20 protein-coding genes and 1 tRNA gene are annotated in these 14690 nt (G+C 62.9%); 9 read left to right on the forward strand and 12 right to left on the reverse strand.

Features of this window, described 5'->3' with window-relative positions:
* Position 1 precedes the first annotated feature (1 nt).
* The 3 genes from ACZ5WT_RS17975 to ACZ5WT_RS17985 all read right to left on the reverse strand — a co-directional run bounded on the left by ACZ5WT_RS17975 (position 2) and on the right by ACZ5WT_RS17985 (position 2107).
* Positions 2-220, reverse strand: coding sequence for a DUF3126 family protein (locus tag ACZ5WT_RS17975; RefSeq protein ID WP_464285124.1), 219 nt, complete (start codon positions 218-220; stop codon positions 2-4).
* A gap of 140 nt (positions 221-360) precedes the next feature.
* Positions 361-1197, reverse strand: a complete 837-nt coding sequence (gene cysE, locus ACZ5WT_RS17980; protein ID WP_464285125.1) for a serine O-acetyltransferase — start codon at positions 1195-1197, stop codon at positions 361-363.
* A gap of 106 nt (positions 1198-1303) precedes the next feature.
* Positions 1304-2107: an alpha/beta fold hydrolase gene (locus ACZ5WT_RS17985; protein WP_464287243.1), complete on the reverse strand. Its 804-nt coding sequence runs from the start codon at positions 2105-2107 to the stop codon at positions 1304-1306.
* 132 nt (positions 2108-2239) lie between these two features.
* Here ACZ5WT_RS17985 and ACZ5WT_RS17990 point away from each other — a divergent pair, with 132 nt between their 5' ends.
* From ACZ5WT_RS17990 to ACZ5WT_RS18005, 4 genes are all read left to right on the forward strand, one after another.
* The gene (locus ACZ5WT_RS17990) at positions 2240-2485 is read left to right on the forward strand and encodes a zinc-finger domain-containing protein (RefSeq protein ID WP_464285126.1); all 246 of its coding nucleotides are present in this window, start codon (positions 2240-2242) and stop codon (positions 2483-2485) included.
* Positions 2486-2494: 9 nt separating this feature from the next.
* On the forward strand, positions 2495-3739 hold the full coding sequence (locus ACZ5WT_RS17995; RefSeq protein WP_464285127.1) for an FAD-dependent monooxygenase: 1245 nt from the start codon (positions 2495-2497) through the stop codon (positions 3737-3739).
* 68 nt (positions 3740-3807) lie between these two features.
* On the forward strand, positions 3808-5157 hold the full coding sequence (locus ACZ5WT_RS18000; protein ID WP_464285128.1) for a TCR/Tet family MFS transporter: 1350 nt from the start codon (positions 3808-3810) through the stop codon (positions 5155-5157).
* Positions 5117-5611: an N-acetyltransferase family protein gene (locus tag ACZ5WT_RS18005; protein ID WP_464285129.1), complete on the forward strand. Its 495-nt coding sequence runs from the start codon at positions 5117-5119 to the stop codon at positions 5609-5611. Before ACZ5WT_RS18000 ends, ACZ5WT_RS18005 begins: the two co-directional genes overlap by 41 nt.
* A gap of 195 nt (positions 5612-5806) precedes the next feature.
* Here ACZ5WT_RS18005 and gndA read toward each other — a convergent pair whose 3' ends face one another.
* Positions 5807-7225, reverse strand: a complete 1419-nt coding sequence (gene gndA / locus ACZ5WT_RS18010; RefSeq protein ID WP_464285130.1) for an NADP-dependent phosphogluconate dehydrogenase — start codon at positions 7223-7225, stop codon at positions 5807-5809.
* 193 nt (positions 7226-7418) lie between these two features.
* Between gndA and ACZ5WT_RS18015 the strand changes: the two genes are divergently transcribed.
* Together ACZ5WT_RS18015 and ACZ5WT_RS18020 are read left to right on the forward strand one after the other, a co-directional pair.
* Entirely contained in the window at positions 7419-8189 is a 771-nt protein-coding gene (locus ACZ5WT_RS18015) for an SDR family oxidoreductase (protein ID WP_464285131.1), read from the forward strand.
* A 9-nt stretch (positions 8190-8198) separates the two neighbouring features.
* Complete coding sequence (locus ACZ5WT_RS18020; protein WP_464285132.1) at positions 8199-8741, forward strand: gluconokinase; 543 nt, start codon at positions 8199-8201, stop codon at positions 8739-8741.
* Here ACZ5WT_RS18020 and ACZ5WT_RS18025 read toward each other — a convergent pair.
* The 4 genes from ACZ5WT_RS18025 to ACZ5WT_RS18040 are packed head-to-tail and all read right to left on the reverse strand — an operon-like array spanning position 8725 to position 11613.
* Positions 8725-9663, reverse strand: a complete 939-nt coding sequence (locus tag ACZ5WT_RS18025; RefSeq protein WP_464285133.1) for a DMT family transporter — start codon at positions 9661-9663, stop codon at positions 8725-8727. The genes ACZ5WT_RS18020 and ACZ5WT_RS18025 overlap by 17 nt on opposite strands.
* 56 nt (positions 9664-9719) lie before the next feature.
* Complete coding sequence (locus ACZ5WT_RS18030) at positions 9720-10190, reverse strand: CYTH domain-containing protein (RefSeq protein WP_464285134.1); 471 nt, start codon at positions 10188-10190, stop codon at positions 9720-9722.
* A gap of 2 nt (positions 10191-10192) precedes the next feature.
* Positions 10193-11074 (reverse strand): CHAD domain-containing protein, encoded by an 882-nt coding sequence (locus ACZ5WT_RS18035; protein ID WP_464285135.1) that lies wholly within the window; start codon positions 11072-11074, stop codon positions 10193-10195.
* 2 nt (positions 11075-11076) lie between these two features.
* Entirely contained in the window at positions 11077-11613 is a 537-nt protein-coding gene (locus tag ACZ5WT_RS18040; RefSeq protein ID WP_464285136.1) for a methylated-DNA--[protein]-cysteine S-methyltransferase, read from the reverse strand.
* Positions 11614-11722: 109 nt separating this feature from the next.
* Here ACZ5WT_RS18040 and ACZ5WT_RS18045 point away from each other — a divergent pair, with 109 nt between their 5' ends.
* Positions 11723-12250 carry a dihydrofolate reductase family protein gene (locus ACZ5WT_RS18045; protein ID WP_464285137.1) on the forward strand — a complete coding sequence of 176 codons (528 nt, stop codon included), beginning with the start codon at positions 11723-11725 and terminating at the stop codon, positions 12248-12250.
* A gap of 54 nt (positions 12251-12304) precedes the next feature.
* Here ACZ5WT_RS18045 and ACZ5WT_RS18050 read toward each other — a convergent pair whose 3' ends face one another.
* Positions 12305-12487 (reverse strand): CsbD family protein, encoded by a 183-nt coding sequence (locus tag ACZ5WT_RS18050; protein ID WP_464285138.1) that lies wholly within the window; start codon positions 12485-12487, stop codon positions 12305-12307.
* Between the two features lie 129 nt (positions 12488-12616).
* Between ACZ5WT_RS18050 and ACZ5WT_RS18055 the strand changes: the two genes are divergently transcribed.
* A complete protein-coding gene (locus ACZ5WT_RS18055; protein WP_464285139.1) occupies positions 12617-13276 on the forward strand; it encodes an RluA family pseudouridine synthase in 660 nt (219 codons plus the stop codon).
* A 3-nt stretch (positions 13277-13279) separates the two neighbouring features.
* Here the strand turns inward: ACZ5WT_RS18055 and ACZ5WT_RS18060 are convergent, their stop codons facing one another.
* Both ACZ5WT_RS18060 and ACZ5WT_RS18065 read right to left on the reverse strand, forming a co-directional pair.
* The gene (locus ACZ5WT_RS18060; RefSeq protein WP_464285140.1) at positions 13280-13564 is read right to left on the reverse strand and encodes an ASCH domain-containing protein; all 285 of its coding nucleotides are present in this window, start codon (positions 13562-13564) and stop codon (positions 13280-13282) included.
* Positions 13564-13944, reverse strand: a complete 381-nt coding sequence (locus ACZ5WT_RS18065; RefSeq protein ID WP_464285141.1) for a RidA family protein — start codon at positions 13942-13944, stop codon at positions 13564-13566. Before ACZ5WT_RS18065 ends, ACZ5WT_RS18060 begins: the two co-directional genes overlap by 1 nt.
* Positions 13945-14020: 76 nt before the next feature.
* Between ACZ5WT_RS18065 and ACZ5WT_RS18070 the strand changes: the two genes are divergently transcribed.
* Positions 14021-14104: transfer RNA gene (locus ACZ5WT_RS18070), tRNA-Leu, on the forward strand.
* 5 nt (positions 14105-14109) lie between these two features.
* Here the strand turns inward: ACZ5WT_RS18070 and ACZ5WT_RS18075 are convergent.
* Complete coding sequence (locus ACZ5WT_RS18075; protein WP_464285142.1) at positions 14110-14616, reverse strand: hypothetical protein; 507 nt, start codon at positions 14614-14616, stop codon at positions 14110-14112.
* Positions 14617-14690 lie beyond the last annotated feature (74 nt).

Here is a 14690-nt window from a genome sequence, read left to right on the forward strand (position 1 = left end):
CTTACTCGACGTCATCCAGGTCGATATCGAGGATCGACATGTTGAAGATGTAGGACTTGTCGCCGTCCTCGTCGTCCACATGGATCAGCCCGATCGACTCGTCGCCGATGAACACCTCGACGGAGTCGTTGAGCTTGGCGCGCGGGCGCACGTCGATGTTCTTGTTGTTGAACTTCTGTTGCAGGAACTTCTGCAGTTTGATGATCTCTGGGTGGTTCACTGTCGGTGTCCTGCTGATTTGCGTTGAGCCGGCAATCTAGTCGCCATTACAACGCGCACAACCCCTCAAGGGTGGCATTTTAGCGGTGACAAATCCCCGCGTGGGGTTGCCTGCCCAAGGCCTGCCGGCTTCCGGCGCCCTCAGTCAGTTGGCGAAGCAACATCGTGCACAAGCACCATCTGGTCCATCACCAGAGCCGGCTGGGCGCAGCCGGCCTCGCCGATAACCTTGGCGGGAACGCCGGCTACCGTCACGCGCGGCGGCACTTCCTTGAGCACCACCGAACCCGCGCCGATCCGCGAGCAGTCGCCGATGCGGATATTACCCAGAACCTTGGCACCCGCCCCAATCAGCACGCCATTGCCAATCTTGGGGTGGCGATCCCGATCCGATTTCCCGGTGCCGCCCAGCGTAACGTTCTGCAACATCGACACATTGTCGCCGACCACCGCCGTCTCGCCGATGACCAGCCCCGTACCGTGGTCGAGCATGATGCCCTTCCCCATTGGCACTGCCGGATTGATATCGACCTGGAACACCTGGCTCGCCCGGCTCTGCAGGTAGAGCGCAAAGTCGCGGCGCCCCGCCTGGAACATGGCATGAGCAAAGCGGTGGGTCTGGATGGCCTGGTAGCCCTTGAAATACAGCAGCGGCTCGATAGCCCGGTGGCAGGCCGGATCGCGTTCCATGGTGGCCGCGAGGTCGACCCGCGCCATCTGTCCGATCTCGGGCGTGTCGATCAGCGTCTCGGCAAAAGCCTGGCGGATCAGGTCGGCTGAGACGTCGTCATGGTCGAGCCGGGCAGCCAGGCGATGCGCCAGCGCCAGCTCGAATGTGTCGTGATTGAGAATCGCCGAGATCGCCATGTTGGCGAGCGAAGGTTCCTTGGCCACGATCTCGCGCGCACCGGCGCGTACGGCGTCCCAGACTGGATCGACCGAGGTGACCACTGGTGAAAGTTTGACGCTACCGGACATGGCTGCACTCCGCTTCATCGACGAAATACGATATAAGGCATGTGATGCTCCAAGACAAAGCCCCGGCGCATCATTTGGTTCACGATTGCCTGTCTCAGGAAAATTCTCAGGCGTAGGTCCGGCTCAGGAATTCCAGGGCCGCGGCCTTGAACGCCTTGTCGCCCGTCGCCCGCATATGGTCGCGCTTGGGGATCACAAACGCCTCGGCGTTGGGGATCAGTTCCGCCAGTGGACCGGGGGCCCCGGCCATTTCATCGGCCTCCCCCACCGCTACCAGCACCGGCACATTGATGCGCCGCACATCGGCCCGCGCCATCGGCTGGCGCGAGGTTTCCATGCAGGCCGCCAGCGCCTCGCGGTCAGACTTGGTGTGGTCGGCGAAAATCCGGAACTGCCGGGCGGTCGGATGGGTCAGGCCCTCCAGCGACGGCGCCAGCAAGCCCGAAATGATGTCATTGCCGTCACTGAGGCCATTGATGAGGTTCAGCCCCATCCCGCCGAAAATGGCGCAGGCCACCCGCGCCTCGTCCTCAAACGCCATGAAGGCGGCGATCCGCGCACCCATCGAATAGCCAAGCACCGCCGCCCGGTCGATTCCCAGATGATCGAGCAGTGCCACCGCATCCCGCGCCATGTCGCTCGGATAATAGCGCTCCGGGTCATGCGGCTTGTCCGACGCGCCATGGCCGCGGTTGTCGAGCGTGATGGCCTGGTACCCGGCCCCGACGAGGGTCTCGACCCAGCCGGTGTCGATCCAGTTCACCTTGCCGCTCGACGCGAAACCGTGGATGCACAGAACCGGTTTTCCGGTCCCGGCGGTTTCATAAGCCAGGGTCAAACCGTCGGATTGAAACGTGGGCAAGGCAGGGTCCTGTTCTTTGGCAGCAAGCAGGAAGAAAACCACCAGCATGCTTGCAGAAAAGTGCAAGAATTCTTCCAGCATGCTGACACCATGCCGCAAGACTTTTGAAAGGGCGCGGGGCCCTTTCCTTCACCCCGTCCTTGGCATATGGTCCGGCCAAATCAAACAGGTTTTATCGGCATGGCACACGGCACGACCCCCCATTTCCATAACACTGACGGCCTCCGCCAAATCGAGGTCGGGTCCAAGGAATTCCAGTGCGTCGGCGCCCTGCCCCCGTTCGATCATCCCCATGTCTACCTCGACATGGGCAAGGACAACGAGATCGTTTGTCCTTATTGCTCAACGCATTACGTCTTCAACTCGCGCCTGCCTGCTGGCGGCGCCAACCCGTCTTCGGCCATTTTCACCGCCGACGCCGCCTGAGTTAAGTCCATGCCCGGCACGGGCCGAACATTCTATATCGCAGGCGCTGGCATTGCCGGCCTGACGCTGGCCCTTGCCCTGGCCAAGTTCGGGGCGCATGTCGTCGTGCTCGAGCGCAGCGAAACGCTGTCCGAATTCGGCGCCGGCCTGCAGATCAGCCCCAATGCCCGCCGCATTCTCGATCGCCTCGGTCTCGAAAATATCCTTGAGGCTCAAGCCTTTGAGCCCACCGGCATCGACATCTACCCGTTCCGCCGCCCCAGCCCGCTGGTGACGCTGGAACTCGGCGCCATCATGCAGCAGCGCTTCGGCGCCCCCTATGCCGTGATGCATCGCGCCGACCTCGCCGAGGCCCTCTACAAGGCCTGCCGGCGCTTCGCCAACATCGATATTCTGTTCGGCGTTCGCGGCTGGGATGTCACCACCACAGACCGCGGCATCTCCGTCACCATCGACGAAGCCAGCGGCCAGACGCGCACCGGACGTGGTCACGCCTTCATCGGCGCCGATGGCGTCCACTCCCGCACCCGCAGGGATTTCATCGGTGGACCACCGGGCCACTACGGCCAGCGCGTCGCCTGGCGCACGCTGTTACCCTTTGATTCCATTGACAAACAGATCGCGCTGGATCGGGTCTCCGTGCTGTTCGGGCCGAACTTCCACATGGTCTGCTACCCCCTGCATCATCGCCAGCAGGTCAACCTCGCGCTGTTCGCCAAAGTCCCGCAGGAGACCAAGGACCTCGGCACCGCGCCGTTCCTGCCCAAGGCCAGCCGCACCAGCACGCGCATTGATGCCCTGCTCACCGCAGCCGCCGACAGCTGGACGCCGTGGCCGCTTTACACGGTCGAGACTCGGCAATGGCACAAGGGCAATATCGGCCTCATCGGTGACGCCGCCCACGCCATGGTGCCGTTCCAGGCGCAGGGCGCCGCGATGGGCATCGAGGACGCCGCCGTGCTGGCGCCACTGCTCATCGCCGAGGCCAGCGCCGAAGCCGCATTCAGCAAATACGAAACCGCCCGCCAGCGCCGGGTCTCCCGCGTCGCCGCAACCTCGGCCACCAACGGCAAGATTTTCCATATGCCATGGCCCTTTAGCATAGGCCGCAACCTGGTGATGCGCCTTCAGGGCAGCCGTGGACATCTGGGCAGGCTATCCTGGCTTTATGGCTATGACGCTCAACCAGCGGACGCAGATGCGAATGTTACCCGGCAGGCGGGAACCATGTCGCGCCCTTCGGCCTTGCGTTGAAACGCCCGGCTGTGTCAACTGCGGCACCGCAGGGACCCTTTAGAGATTCAGAAGGTTAGCACCTAAGTATGCAAGCAGCGACCCGCTCACGCCTGACCCTCGCCTGCATTCTGGTGACGATCCTGCTTGATATGATCGGTGTTGGCATCATCGTTCCGGTGCTCCCCGAACTGCTCGAAGACCTCACCGGCGGCAGCGTCGCCGACGCCGCCGTCATCGGCGGCTATCTGGTCTTCGTCTACGCCTCGATGCAGTTCATCTTTTCGCCCATTCTGGGCAATCTGTCCGACCGGTTCGGCCGCCGGCCCGTGCTGCTGTGCTCGCTGCTTGGGCTGACCTTCGACTACCTGATGATGTCGATCGCGCCAGTCGTCTGGTACCTGTTCGTCGGACGCATCATTGCCGGCGTCGCGGGCGCCGCCGTCGCGACCGCCACGGCCTATATGGCCGATATCACCCCTCCTCATAAGCGCACCCACCGCTTCGGGCTCATCGGCGCAGCCTTTGGGCTCGGCTTCATCATCGGTCCGGTGGTGGGCGGCGAACTGGGCGAATTCGGCCCCCGCGTGCCCTTCTATGCCGCAGCCGGCCTGGCATTCCTCAACTTCCTGTTCGGCCTTTTCGTGCTGCCGGAAAGCTTGCCCAGGCATTCGCGCCGCAAGTTCGACATCCGCCGCGCCAACCCCTTCGGCGCCATTGCCAACCTGCGGCAATACCCGGTCGTCCTGTGGCTGCTGGCGGTGTTGTTTGCCTTTTCACTGGCCGCACAGGCCCTGCCGACGGTGTTCAGCTACTTCACCGTCGAAGTGTTCAACTTCACCTCGTCCAATATCGGGCGCGCGCTGGGGGCCTTCGGCATCGGCTTTGCCATCTGCCAGGCCTTCCTGGTCGGGCCCTTTGTAAAGCGCCTCGGCGAGCCGCCAGTGGCCATACTCGGCCTGCTCGCGGCCATCGGCGCATTTGCTGGCGTCGCCTTCACCGATCAGGTGTTCTACCTCTATACCTTCATCATGATTGGCGCGATCAGCGGACTGGCCGCCCCAGCCATTAATGGCGTGCTGTCCCGCCAGGTGCCCGACAATGCGCAGGGCGAATTGCAGGGCGCGGTAAATGCCTCCAACTCGCTCGCCACCATTATCGGACCGCTGGCAGCCACCCAGATCTTCTCGTATTTCACCACGGCACCGGACTCTCCGAGCTATTTCCCGGGCGCACCGTTCCTTGCCGCGGCAGCCGCGGTCACGGTCGCACTGATCCTGTTCGCCACTGCCGCATGGCGCTTCGAGCTGCGCCACCGCCCATCCATTGCCGACCATCCCGTCGTGCCGGATATGCCGCCACCCGGACAGGTTCGCATTCCCCCGATCGAGGATGAAGATGACGACACCGGTCCAGGTTCGCGCCGCGACAGACGCTGACCACGCCGCCGTATTGGCCATCGTCGCGCCGGTATTGGCCGCCGGTGAGACGTATGCCATCGCCTGCGATCTCGATGCGGCTGGCGTGCTGAACTACTGGTTCGCCCCGACCCACGAAGTCTTCATCGCCGAACTGGATGGCGCCATCATCGGCACGTATTATCTGATGGCCAACCAGCAGGGCGGCGGCGCCCATGTCGCCAATTGCGGCTACATGACCTCCCCTGCCGCCCAGGGCAAAGGCGTCGCCCGCACCATGTGCCTGCATTCACTGGCGCGGGCCGCCGAACGCGGCTTCCGCGCCATGCAGTTCAACCACGTGGTCTCAAGCAATACCCGAGCCGTCGCCCTCTGGCAGTCGCTGGGCTTCGACATCGTGGGCACCCTGCCCAAGGCCTTCAACCACCCCGTCCACGGCTACGTGGACAGCTACGTGATGTTCAAGACGCTGTAGTCATCCACTCCTAGCGTCCCCCTGAAGAAGGGGAGGAGCGACCCATTGGGCTGCGCACCACCCTGCCCCCAAACTCGACCCATCCCTCCCCCTACCAGGGGGAGGTTAGGTGGGGGTACCGGCCTTCCAACTGCATCGCCCCAAACAAAAAGGGCCCCGCTTTCGCGGAGCCCCCAAACTCAATTTCACCAGGCCTTACTTGCCCAGCGTGCTCGGCCAGGTGCCGTGCAGGTCCTTGCCGCGGCCAACGATCTCAAAGCCGTGGGCGCCGAAGAAGTCGCGCTGGCCCTGCGTGAGGTTCGCCGTGCCCTGTGCCTGGCGGTAGCTGTCGAAGTAGCTCAGCGCCGCCGAGAGACAGATCATCGGGAATTCGCCAACAGCGGCCGCAGCGATCACCTTGCGCAGCGAAGGATGGGCATCCTTCATCAGCTCAACGAAGTCAGGCACAACCAGCAGGTTGGTATTGCCGCCCTTGGAGTAGGCCTTGGCCATCTGATCGAGGAAACGCGAGCGGATGATGCAGCCAGCGCGCCAGATCTTGGCGATGGTTTCGAGAGGCAGGTTCCAGCCATAGTCTTCCGAGGCCTTGGCCAGCACGACGAAGCCCTGCGCGTAGGACACGATCTTGCCGGCAAGCAGCGCCTTTTCGAGATCGGCCAGGGTCACGTCGGTCTTGCCGCGGTTCGGCTTGCCATAGATGGCTTCGGCGGCAACACGTTCTTCCTTGCGCGACGACAGCGAACGCGCAGCGACGGCGCCTTCGATGGCGGTCGCGGGCACGCCCATCTGCTGGGCGACGATGGCCGACCAGACGCCGGTGCCCTTCTGGCCTGCCTTGTCGAGGATGAGTTCAACCAGCGGCTTGCCGGTCTCACCATCGACGGCGGCCAGCACGTGGCCGGTGATTTCGATCAGGTAGGAATTGAGCGGACCCTTGTTCCACTCCTTGAACACGTCGGCGCATTCGGACGGGCTCATACCCAGGCCGTCGCGCATGACGCCATAGACTTCGGCGATCATCTGCATGTCGCCATATTCAATGCCGTTGTGGATGGTCTTGACGAAGTGTCCAGCGCCGCCCTCGCCCAGATACGCGCAACAGCTTTCGCCTTCGAACTTGGCGGCGATGGCGGTCAGCACGGCCTCAGCATTGTGCCACTGCTGCTTGGAGCCGCCGACCATGATGGACGGACCGTGGCGCGCGCCCTCTTCACCACCCGAAACACCTACGCCGAGATAGCCGATACCCTTGGGGGTGAGGTAATCAAAGCGGCGCTGTGTGTCGCTGAACAGCGAGTTGCCGCACTCGATGATGGCGTCGCCCTGCTCCAGATGGGGCAGCAGCTGCTCGATCATGTCGTCGACCGGCTGGCCGGCCTTGACCATGATGATGATGGAGCGCGGGCGCTTCACGGCCTGAACGAAATCAGCCAGTTCGTACTTTGCGATCGTGCGGCTATCGAGGCCCTGGGCCTTGGCTTCGCCGACGAATTCGTCGATGCGCCCAGCCGACCGATTGTGCACGGCGATAGTGTAACCCTTCTCGGCGATATTGAGGGCCAGATTGGACCCCATCACCGCAAGCCCGATCAGGCCAATATCCGCTGTCGACATACAAAAGTCCTTCCGAGAACTATCCGTCTTATCCATGCCAGCAGCGCATGGCTTCGGCGGCGAACTGACCACAAACCCCGCTCATACGGAAGTCGTATTTGGGGAATTCTGATCGAATGTGGCGTCTTGTATGGTAGAATGCCTTGTGCCCGCAACCCCGTCTGCTTAGGGTCCCGCCAAAGTGGAGATATCCGTGGCTTTTCCGACGCAGTTCGACCTCACCGGCAAGCGCGCCCTGATCACCGGATCGAGCCGCGGACTGGGGCTGGCCATGGCGACGGCGCTCGCCGAAGCGGGCGCTTCAGTTGTGCTGAACGCGCGTGACAGCGTCGCGTTGGGCAGCGCGGCACAGGACCTCGCGGCAACTGGCGCGACGGTCAATGCCGTGGCCTTCGACGTCACCAATCGCGACAGCATCAACGATGCCGTCAGCTACATTGAGGACGAGATCGGCGCGATCGACATTCTGGTCAATAATGCCGGCATGCAGTTCCGCTCGAGCCTCGAGGCCTTTCCGCCCGAAAAGTTTGACCAGATCATCACCACCAACGTGACGTCGGTGTTCAACGTCAGCCAGCCGGTGGCGCGGCACATGATTTCGCGCGGGGCTGGCAAGATCATCAATATATGCTCGCTGATGGCGGCAGTCAGCCGCCCCTCGATAGCCCCCTACGCCGCCTCCAAGGCCGCCGTCGCCAACATGACGCGCGGGATGGCGGTCGATTGGGCCAAACACGGCCTCAACGTCAACGGCATCGCCCCCGGCTATTTCGCCACCGAACTCAACGACGCCCTGCTCAAGGACGACAAGTTCAACGCCTGGATCGAAACCCGCACCCCGATGGGTCGCTGGGCCCGCCCCGAGGAACTCGGCGGCTCCGTGGTGTTCCTGGCGTCGGAAGCATCCCGCTTCGTCAACGGCCACATCCTCTATGTCGACGGGGCCTTCTCGGCCACCGTCTAGGACCGCACAATGTCCCTCACTCCGTCGCGCATCATCATCGTCATGGGCGTCAGCTCGTCGGGTAAGTCGACCATCGGCCAGTCGGTGGCGCGGCGGCTGCACGTGCCCTTCCTCGATGGCGACGGCTACCACCCAGCGGAGAATGTCGAGAAGATGCGGGCTGGCATTCCCCTGACCGACGAAGACCGCTGGCCATGGCTGGAGCGTTTGGCCAAAGCTCTGCACGAGGCGGCCAATCGCAAGGGAGCATCCGTGGGCGCCTGCTCGGCCCTCAAGCGCGCCTATCGGGATTTTCTGCAGGAACAGGCCGGTGAGCCCATACTGTTCGTCTATCTCGATGGCACGCGCGAAGTCATCGGTGAGCGCATGGCGCGGCGGAAGCATGAATACATGCCGACCAGCCTGCTCGACAGCCAGTTCGCGACGCTGGAAGTGCCCGATCCCGCGACCGAGAATGCGCAGGTTCTGCCAGTGACGGACAGTGTCGAGAAACTCACCATGTCGGTGGTCAAGGGGCTCGACCACCTCAAGAGCTTCAAGCGCTGGCAGTAGCTTTCTCGCTGGCGGGCTTGGCCGAAAACTTGCCCTGCCCATAGGCGGCAAGCGCCGCAGCGGCCACGACCACCAGTGCGCCGACCACCGACCATGCGTCGAGCACGACGCCAAGCAGGGCCACGTCGAACAGGAAGGCCCAGATGATGCCGGTATATTCGTAGCCAGCGAGCAGCGACACCGGCGCGCGCGCCACAGCTTCAGTCATCAGCACATGGCCCATGCCGCCCAGCACGCCCGCCGAGATCAACAGCCACAAAGTCTGGCTGTCGAGCTCGGCCCAGCCAAAGGCCATGGTCGAAAGCCCGACGAGCGTGCTCACCACCGCAAAGGACAGGGCAATGCTGGCCGGAGGATCGGTGCGGGTCAGGTCCTTCACCTGCACGCGGGACAGCGCATTGGTCGCCGCCATGGCCAGGCCCGCAGCCACGCCGATCAGCGTGCCCTCGCGCATTTCCGAGCTCACCAATGCCGGAAACAGCATTAGCAAAATGCCGACCAGACCGAGCGCCACCCCCGCGATCACAATGCCGCCGGGCCGTTCCCGCAGGAACACCATGGCCGCGCCAATGGACATGATCGGCGTCAGATAGCTGATCGCCTGCGCCAGGCCGACGGAGAGATAGGCCAGCGCGATGAAATTGGAGATCATCACGCCCGACCCGAGAATGCCGCGGATCAGGTGTTTGTGCGGATACTTGGTCCGCACCGACGCGCCCAGCTCACCCCGAAACCACAGGTAGATCAGGATCGGCCCCAGCGCCACGATGCTGCGCCAGAACACCAATTGTCCCACCGGCGCCACCTTGGCGGCCTCGTGGATGATGGCGCTCATCGCCGTCATGGTGAACAGGGCGAAGGTTGCAAGCCACAGGGCAAGGGCCGGGCTGGCGCCGCGAGTCGAGACGTGGGGAGTGGTCATGTCCCAGCCATATCCCCGCTCCACCGCGCTGTCACGCTGAAGTATACTAGCGTTGATCAGTGCTCCGGCGTCACCGGATTGCGCGAAAGGCTGGCATTGGCGTAGCGGTCGTCATTGGTCACTTCGCGGCCAACCCAATCGGGGAGCTGGACGCGTTGCGCTTCGTCGGCCAGTTCGACTTCGGCCATCACGAGGCCCGCGTGACGGCCTTCAAAGACGTCGACCTCCCAGATCACCTCGCCCCACGGCACCAGATAGCGGCGTTTCTCGACAACATGCGGCTGCGCCATGTCCAGCAATTCGCGGGCGTCGGCCAGCGGAATTGCATATTCGAATTCGGGCCGCGAGATCCCTTGCAGGGCGCCCTTGAGGGTAATCACCGCACGCTGGTCGTCGCTTATCCGCACCCGAACCGTCGCCTTGGCATTGGATGACAGATAGCCCTGCCGCAACTGGGAACTGGATGTTACCAGGGGCTGCCAGGCATCACCGGTCACCAGGAATTTGCGTTCAATCTCGACAGCCATGCCTATTCCCGATCCGGCATCAACTGCCAAAAATGTTCGAACCGCCGACGCAATACATCCGGCTTCTCTACGGTCAGCTGCCGCCCTAGCTCGAACGCCCGCGCCGCCAACTCGGCTTGCCGTTCTGCAATAGCCTCGTCCAGGGGAGCATGCGAAGGGCCCACAACCGCCTGTAGCACATGCAGGTTGTGATGATCGCCCAGCAACTCGCCAAGCTGGTCCAGCAGGTTCCGGCGACTGCCCAGCACGTCGGGCGCCGCCCGGCGCAGCAGGCTTATATGGTGCCAATGATACTTGGTCTGCTTGCGCCAGTCATGCAGCGCTTCGGCGCTCGACGTGTCACGAGCATGCTCCATGGCCTCGCGCATTCGGCGATAGGTTCGTTCGATCCCCGCCCCAACGCTGGCAAAGCCGTGCCCTGCGATCTGCCACCCCTTCGCCCGTTCAGAGAGAGGCGCAAGCGTCGCAGCGAAATCCGCAAGCAGCCGCCGGCGTTCAGCGGCACCAATGGCGTGGACACGCCGTCCGAGTGTGCCGGTAACCTCCTCTATCAGCGCCGGATCGAGCTGCGGCCCCCCTTCACGACTACCATCGTGCGCAACAAGAGCATTGAAGCTCTCGACCATTACTGCCGCGTCACGGAGGCCCGCCAGCCCGTCAGCAGCATCGCGCACCGCCCGGTTTTCCGCCTCGAAATCCGCCTTCTTGAGATCGACGAGGCGCAGCAGCCCGCGCAACTTCTTGCAGCGACGGCGCAGGCCGTGGATCGTCTTGTCGAAATCGGCGTCTGCCCGGCATTCCTCAAGCGCGGCCCGCACCTGCTCCATGGCAAGGCGCCGCGCCTGCGACCCGACACCCGTTCGCCGGACAAAGCTGAAAGACATGGTCAGAATCCAAACGTCATCTGCCCGGGTGGCGTGCCGATCGAGACGCCTTCCAGAGCCAGCATGCGCAGTTTGGAATCCGCTCCACCCGGCGCCGAAAAGCCGCCCGGCTTGCCATCGCTGGCCAGCACGCGGTGGCAGGGAATGATCAGCGGTATGGGATTGGCGCCCATGGCCGCGCCCACGGCGCGCGACAGGTTCACATCGCCCAGTTGCCGGGCCAAGGCGCCATAAGTGGAGGTTTCGCCCCAGCCGATCGTGATCAGCAGCGCATAGGCCCGCCGGTTGAAGTCGCTGACCCCGGTCAAATCCAGCTTCACCCCTGAGAAGTCGACCGCCTCGCCATCGGCATAGTCCTCGATCAGGTTGATCACGGCCTCAATGGCCCGCGTCGGCTCGCCCGGCCGCGCGCCATCACGGTTGATCCGCTCGGCCAACCCATCGGTCTCAAGCCCCGGCAGTTGCACGCGGGCGATACCAGCTTCGGTCCACCCGATGCCGAACTTGCCCAGGGCCGTCTCGAAGATCATTGTTTCCATGCGGCATTCCACCAGAACTTTGTCAGCATGCTGCAAGACGATGCTGACAGCCTCTGTCACGACAGCACCATCATTCTAGCACCGACAGTTTCAGATGGAGAACATTCGCATGGCCCGTATCGTTGGCTATATCGCCACCAGCCTTGATGGCTTTGTCGCAACCGCCGACGAGAATCTGGATTGGCTGACCCAACAACCCGACCTCAATCTCGGTGAACACGACTATCACAATTTCATCGCCCGCGTTTCAACCGTGGTCATGGGGCGCGCCACTTATGACTGGGTCGAGCGCAGCCCATATCCTTGGGAATACAACAACAAACGCGTCATCGTCGTCACCTCGCGCCCCATCGAAGACCCAAAAGGCCCGCTGGAAACGCGCAGCGACGTCGACGCCCTCATCGCCGAATTGCGGGCCTTGGACGATGGCGATGTGTGGATGGTCGGTGGAGGCAAGCTGCAGATGGCCTTCATGGAACGCGGCGCGCTGGATGAGATCGAAATCTACGTCATCTCCGAGATTATCGGCGGCGGCATACCGCTTTTCCCGTCCACCGGATTGCGGGCATCTCCCAAGCTGATTTCTGCCACTTCTTTCGGCACCCAGGCGGCCCGGCTGCACTATCGCTTCGATTGAATGCAAAAAAGGCCGCCCTGACGAGCGGCCTTCAATTTCTGTACCGCGCTTCGGCTAGCGCTTGAGCGCGTCGCGAACGGCGTCTTTGGCTTCGCCAACCTTCTGCTGAACCTTGCCAGCGGCCTTGTCGAGCTTGCCTTCAGCCTGCAGCTTTTCGTTGCCGGTCAGGCCGCCAACCGCGTCCTTGACCGCACCCTTGACCTGCTTGCCTGCGCCTTCGATCTGATCTTTATGCATCGGAGTTTCCTGTCGTTAGTCTCACCGGCTTAACGGGCAAGAGCGGCAGGCGTTCCTTCACAAGACAGTCACGCGACCGGTATTGGTGAAATGGTCCGCGCTCTGCTACAGGGCGTCATGCCCGGACCAATGCCCACACTTCTCGACTATTTCCCCTCGCTCGACCCCTATCTGAATGTCCTCCATGTCGATGACGACATCCTGGTGGTCGACAAGCAGAGCGGCCTGCTCAGCGTGCCGGGCAAGGATCCCTCGCTCTGGGATTGCATCGAGTATCGCGCCCGCCAGACCTGGCCAACGGCCGGCATGTGCCACCGTCTCGACAAGGATACGTCGGGTGTCCTGGTGCTGGCCCTCAACAAGCGCGCACATGGCAATATCGGCAGCCAGTTCGAACACCGTAAGACCACCAAGTCCTATGTCGCCCGCGTTTCCGGGATCATCGAGGCCGATTCAGGGCTCGTGGACCTTCCGCTGGCAACCGACTGGGAAAACAAGCCGCGCCAGCGCGTCGACCACGAACATGGCCGACACGCGCGGACCGAATGGAGCGTGATCGAGCGCGAGGCCAATGCCACCCGCGTTCGCCTGCACCCCCTCACCGGACGTACGCATCAGTTGCGGGTTCACATGAAGGCAATCGGCCATGTGATTCTGGGCGATGCGTTTTATGCCGATGCGCAGACCTTCGCCGCCGCGGACCGCCTGCAACTGCACGCGGCCGAACTGGGCCTGACCCACCCGACGACGGGTGAGTTCATGACCTTTGTGGCGCCCGATCCGTTTTAGCGGTCAGGCTTCGCCCAGATAGGCCACTTCAATGCGCTGGAACAGCTCGCCCTGCTTCATCGTATCGAGCCAGCGGCGGAAATCAGCGACATCGGCAAACCCGGCGCGCTGCGCCTCGGCATCGGTGACGTCATCGGGCGACATATCGTCGACCGCCAGAATCGACAGCAGCCCGACCTTGGTTTTGAGCGTGCCACCGGCCTTGACCGTGGGGCGGTTCCAGCGCCGGAAAATCAGGTCGATCTTGCCGGCCTTGATCTCTTCCAGCAGTTCGCGTTTGAGCAGCATCAGTCCAGCACCGCCGTTGCCGTGATTTCGATGCGCAGGCCTTTGGCCAGCAACTCCTTGACCACGACCGTGGCTCGGACAGGGTACGGCTGCTGGGTGAAATATTCGCGGTAAACCTTATTCATCCCGGCGGCATCGGCGCTGTCGGTCAGGAAAATCTGCACCATCACCAGATTGGCAAGCGTGCCCCCGGCCGCCTTGACGCCGATCTGCAGGTTTTCGATGCAGCGGCGCGCCTGCTCCTCGATCCCGCCTTCAACGATGTCCCCGGTCACCGGATCTTCCGCGATCGCGACCAGCCAGACATGCTTGCCCGCCCGGACCGCATCACTGATGGGCGCCGACGATGGGGCGATACCGGTTTCGATCCGTTCGATCATGGGTCCTCCTTGGAAGAATCGTTTCCCGCAATTGTCTTGTCACCCGCCTTGTGACAAACACGGTCCACCGAGCCAAGCGGGCGTGGTGGAATGGTAGACACAAGGGACTTAAAATCCCTCGGCGATAGCCGTGCGGGTTCGATACCCGCCGCCCGCACCATCGGCTCAACCGCCGACCCCTAGCTCCAGCGGAAATGGCGTTGGCGCCCAGTAGGGCTCGAACTTTCTGGCGACGGCGCCCTGCGCTTCCCAGTTATGTAGCAGGGCCGCCAACCCCACTCGGTCACGTCGGGCGATCAAACCATGCAGCTGCCTGAGGTGCCCCATAAAGGCCGATGTGGACGCTAAGTCGTCCTGCCGTCTCTTCCAAGCCTTACTCCCCGGACGGAGCTTTGCGTAAAGCGGCGCGTACGCAGCAGCGTGCTTGTCGCGATAGTCGATGTCGGCCGCCAACAGCGTATCTGCCTCGGGTAACCTCCCAAGCGCCGCCAGCAGCAGGACCTTGGTTATTCGCATGATCCCAAAGTTGGGTTCGAACTCATACTCCAAGTCCATAAAGGCATCCAGCGACGTGAAACGCTGCAGGACTGAGGTGTTGGCCAACTCAAGCTGCTCCAGCAATCGCGCTACTATGCCTGGCTCATCGACTTCGCCGGCGGCCCGATCGATCATATTGCCTAGCCCTCCACCAAACCTTGGCGGAGGTCCAAAATTGATACCAGCGCCCCACGAAGGACGTACATAGC

The sequence above is a fragment of the Devosia sp. T2-14 genome, assembly GCF_055397495.1.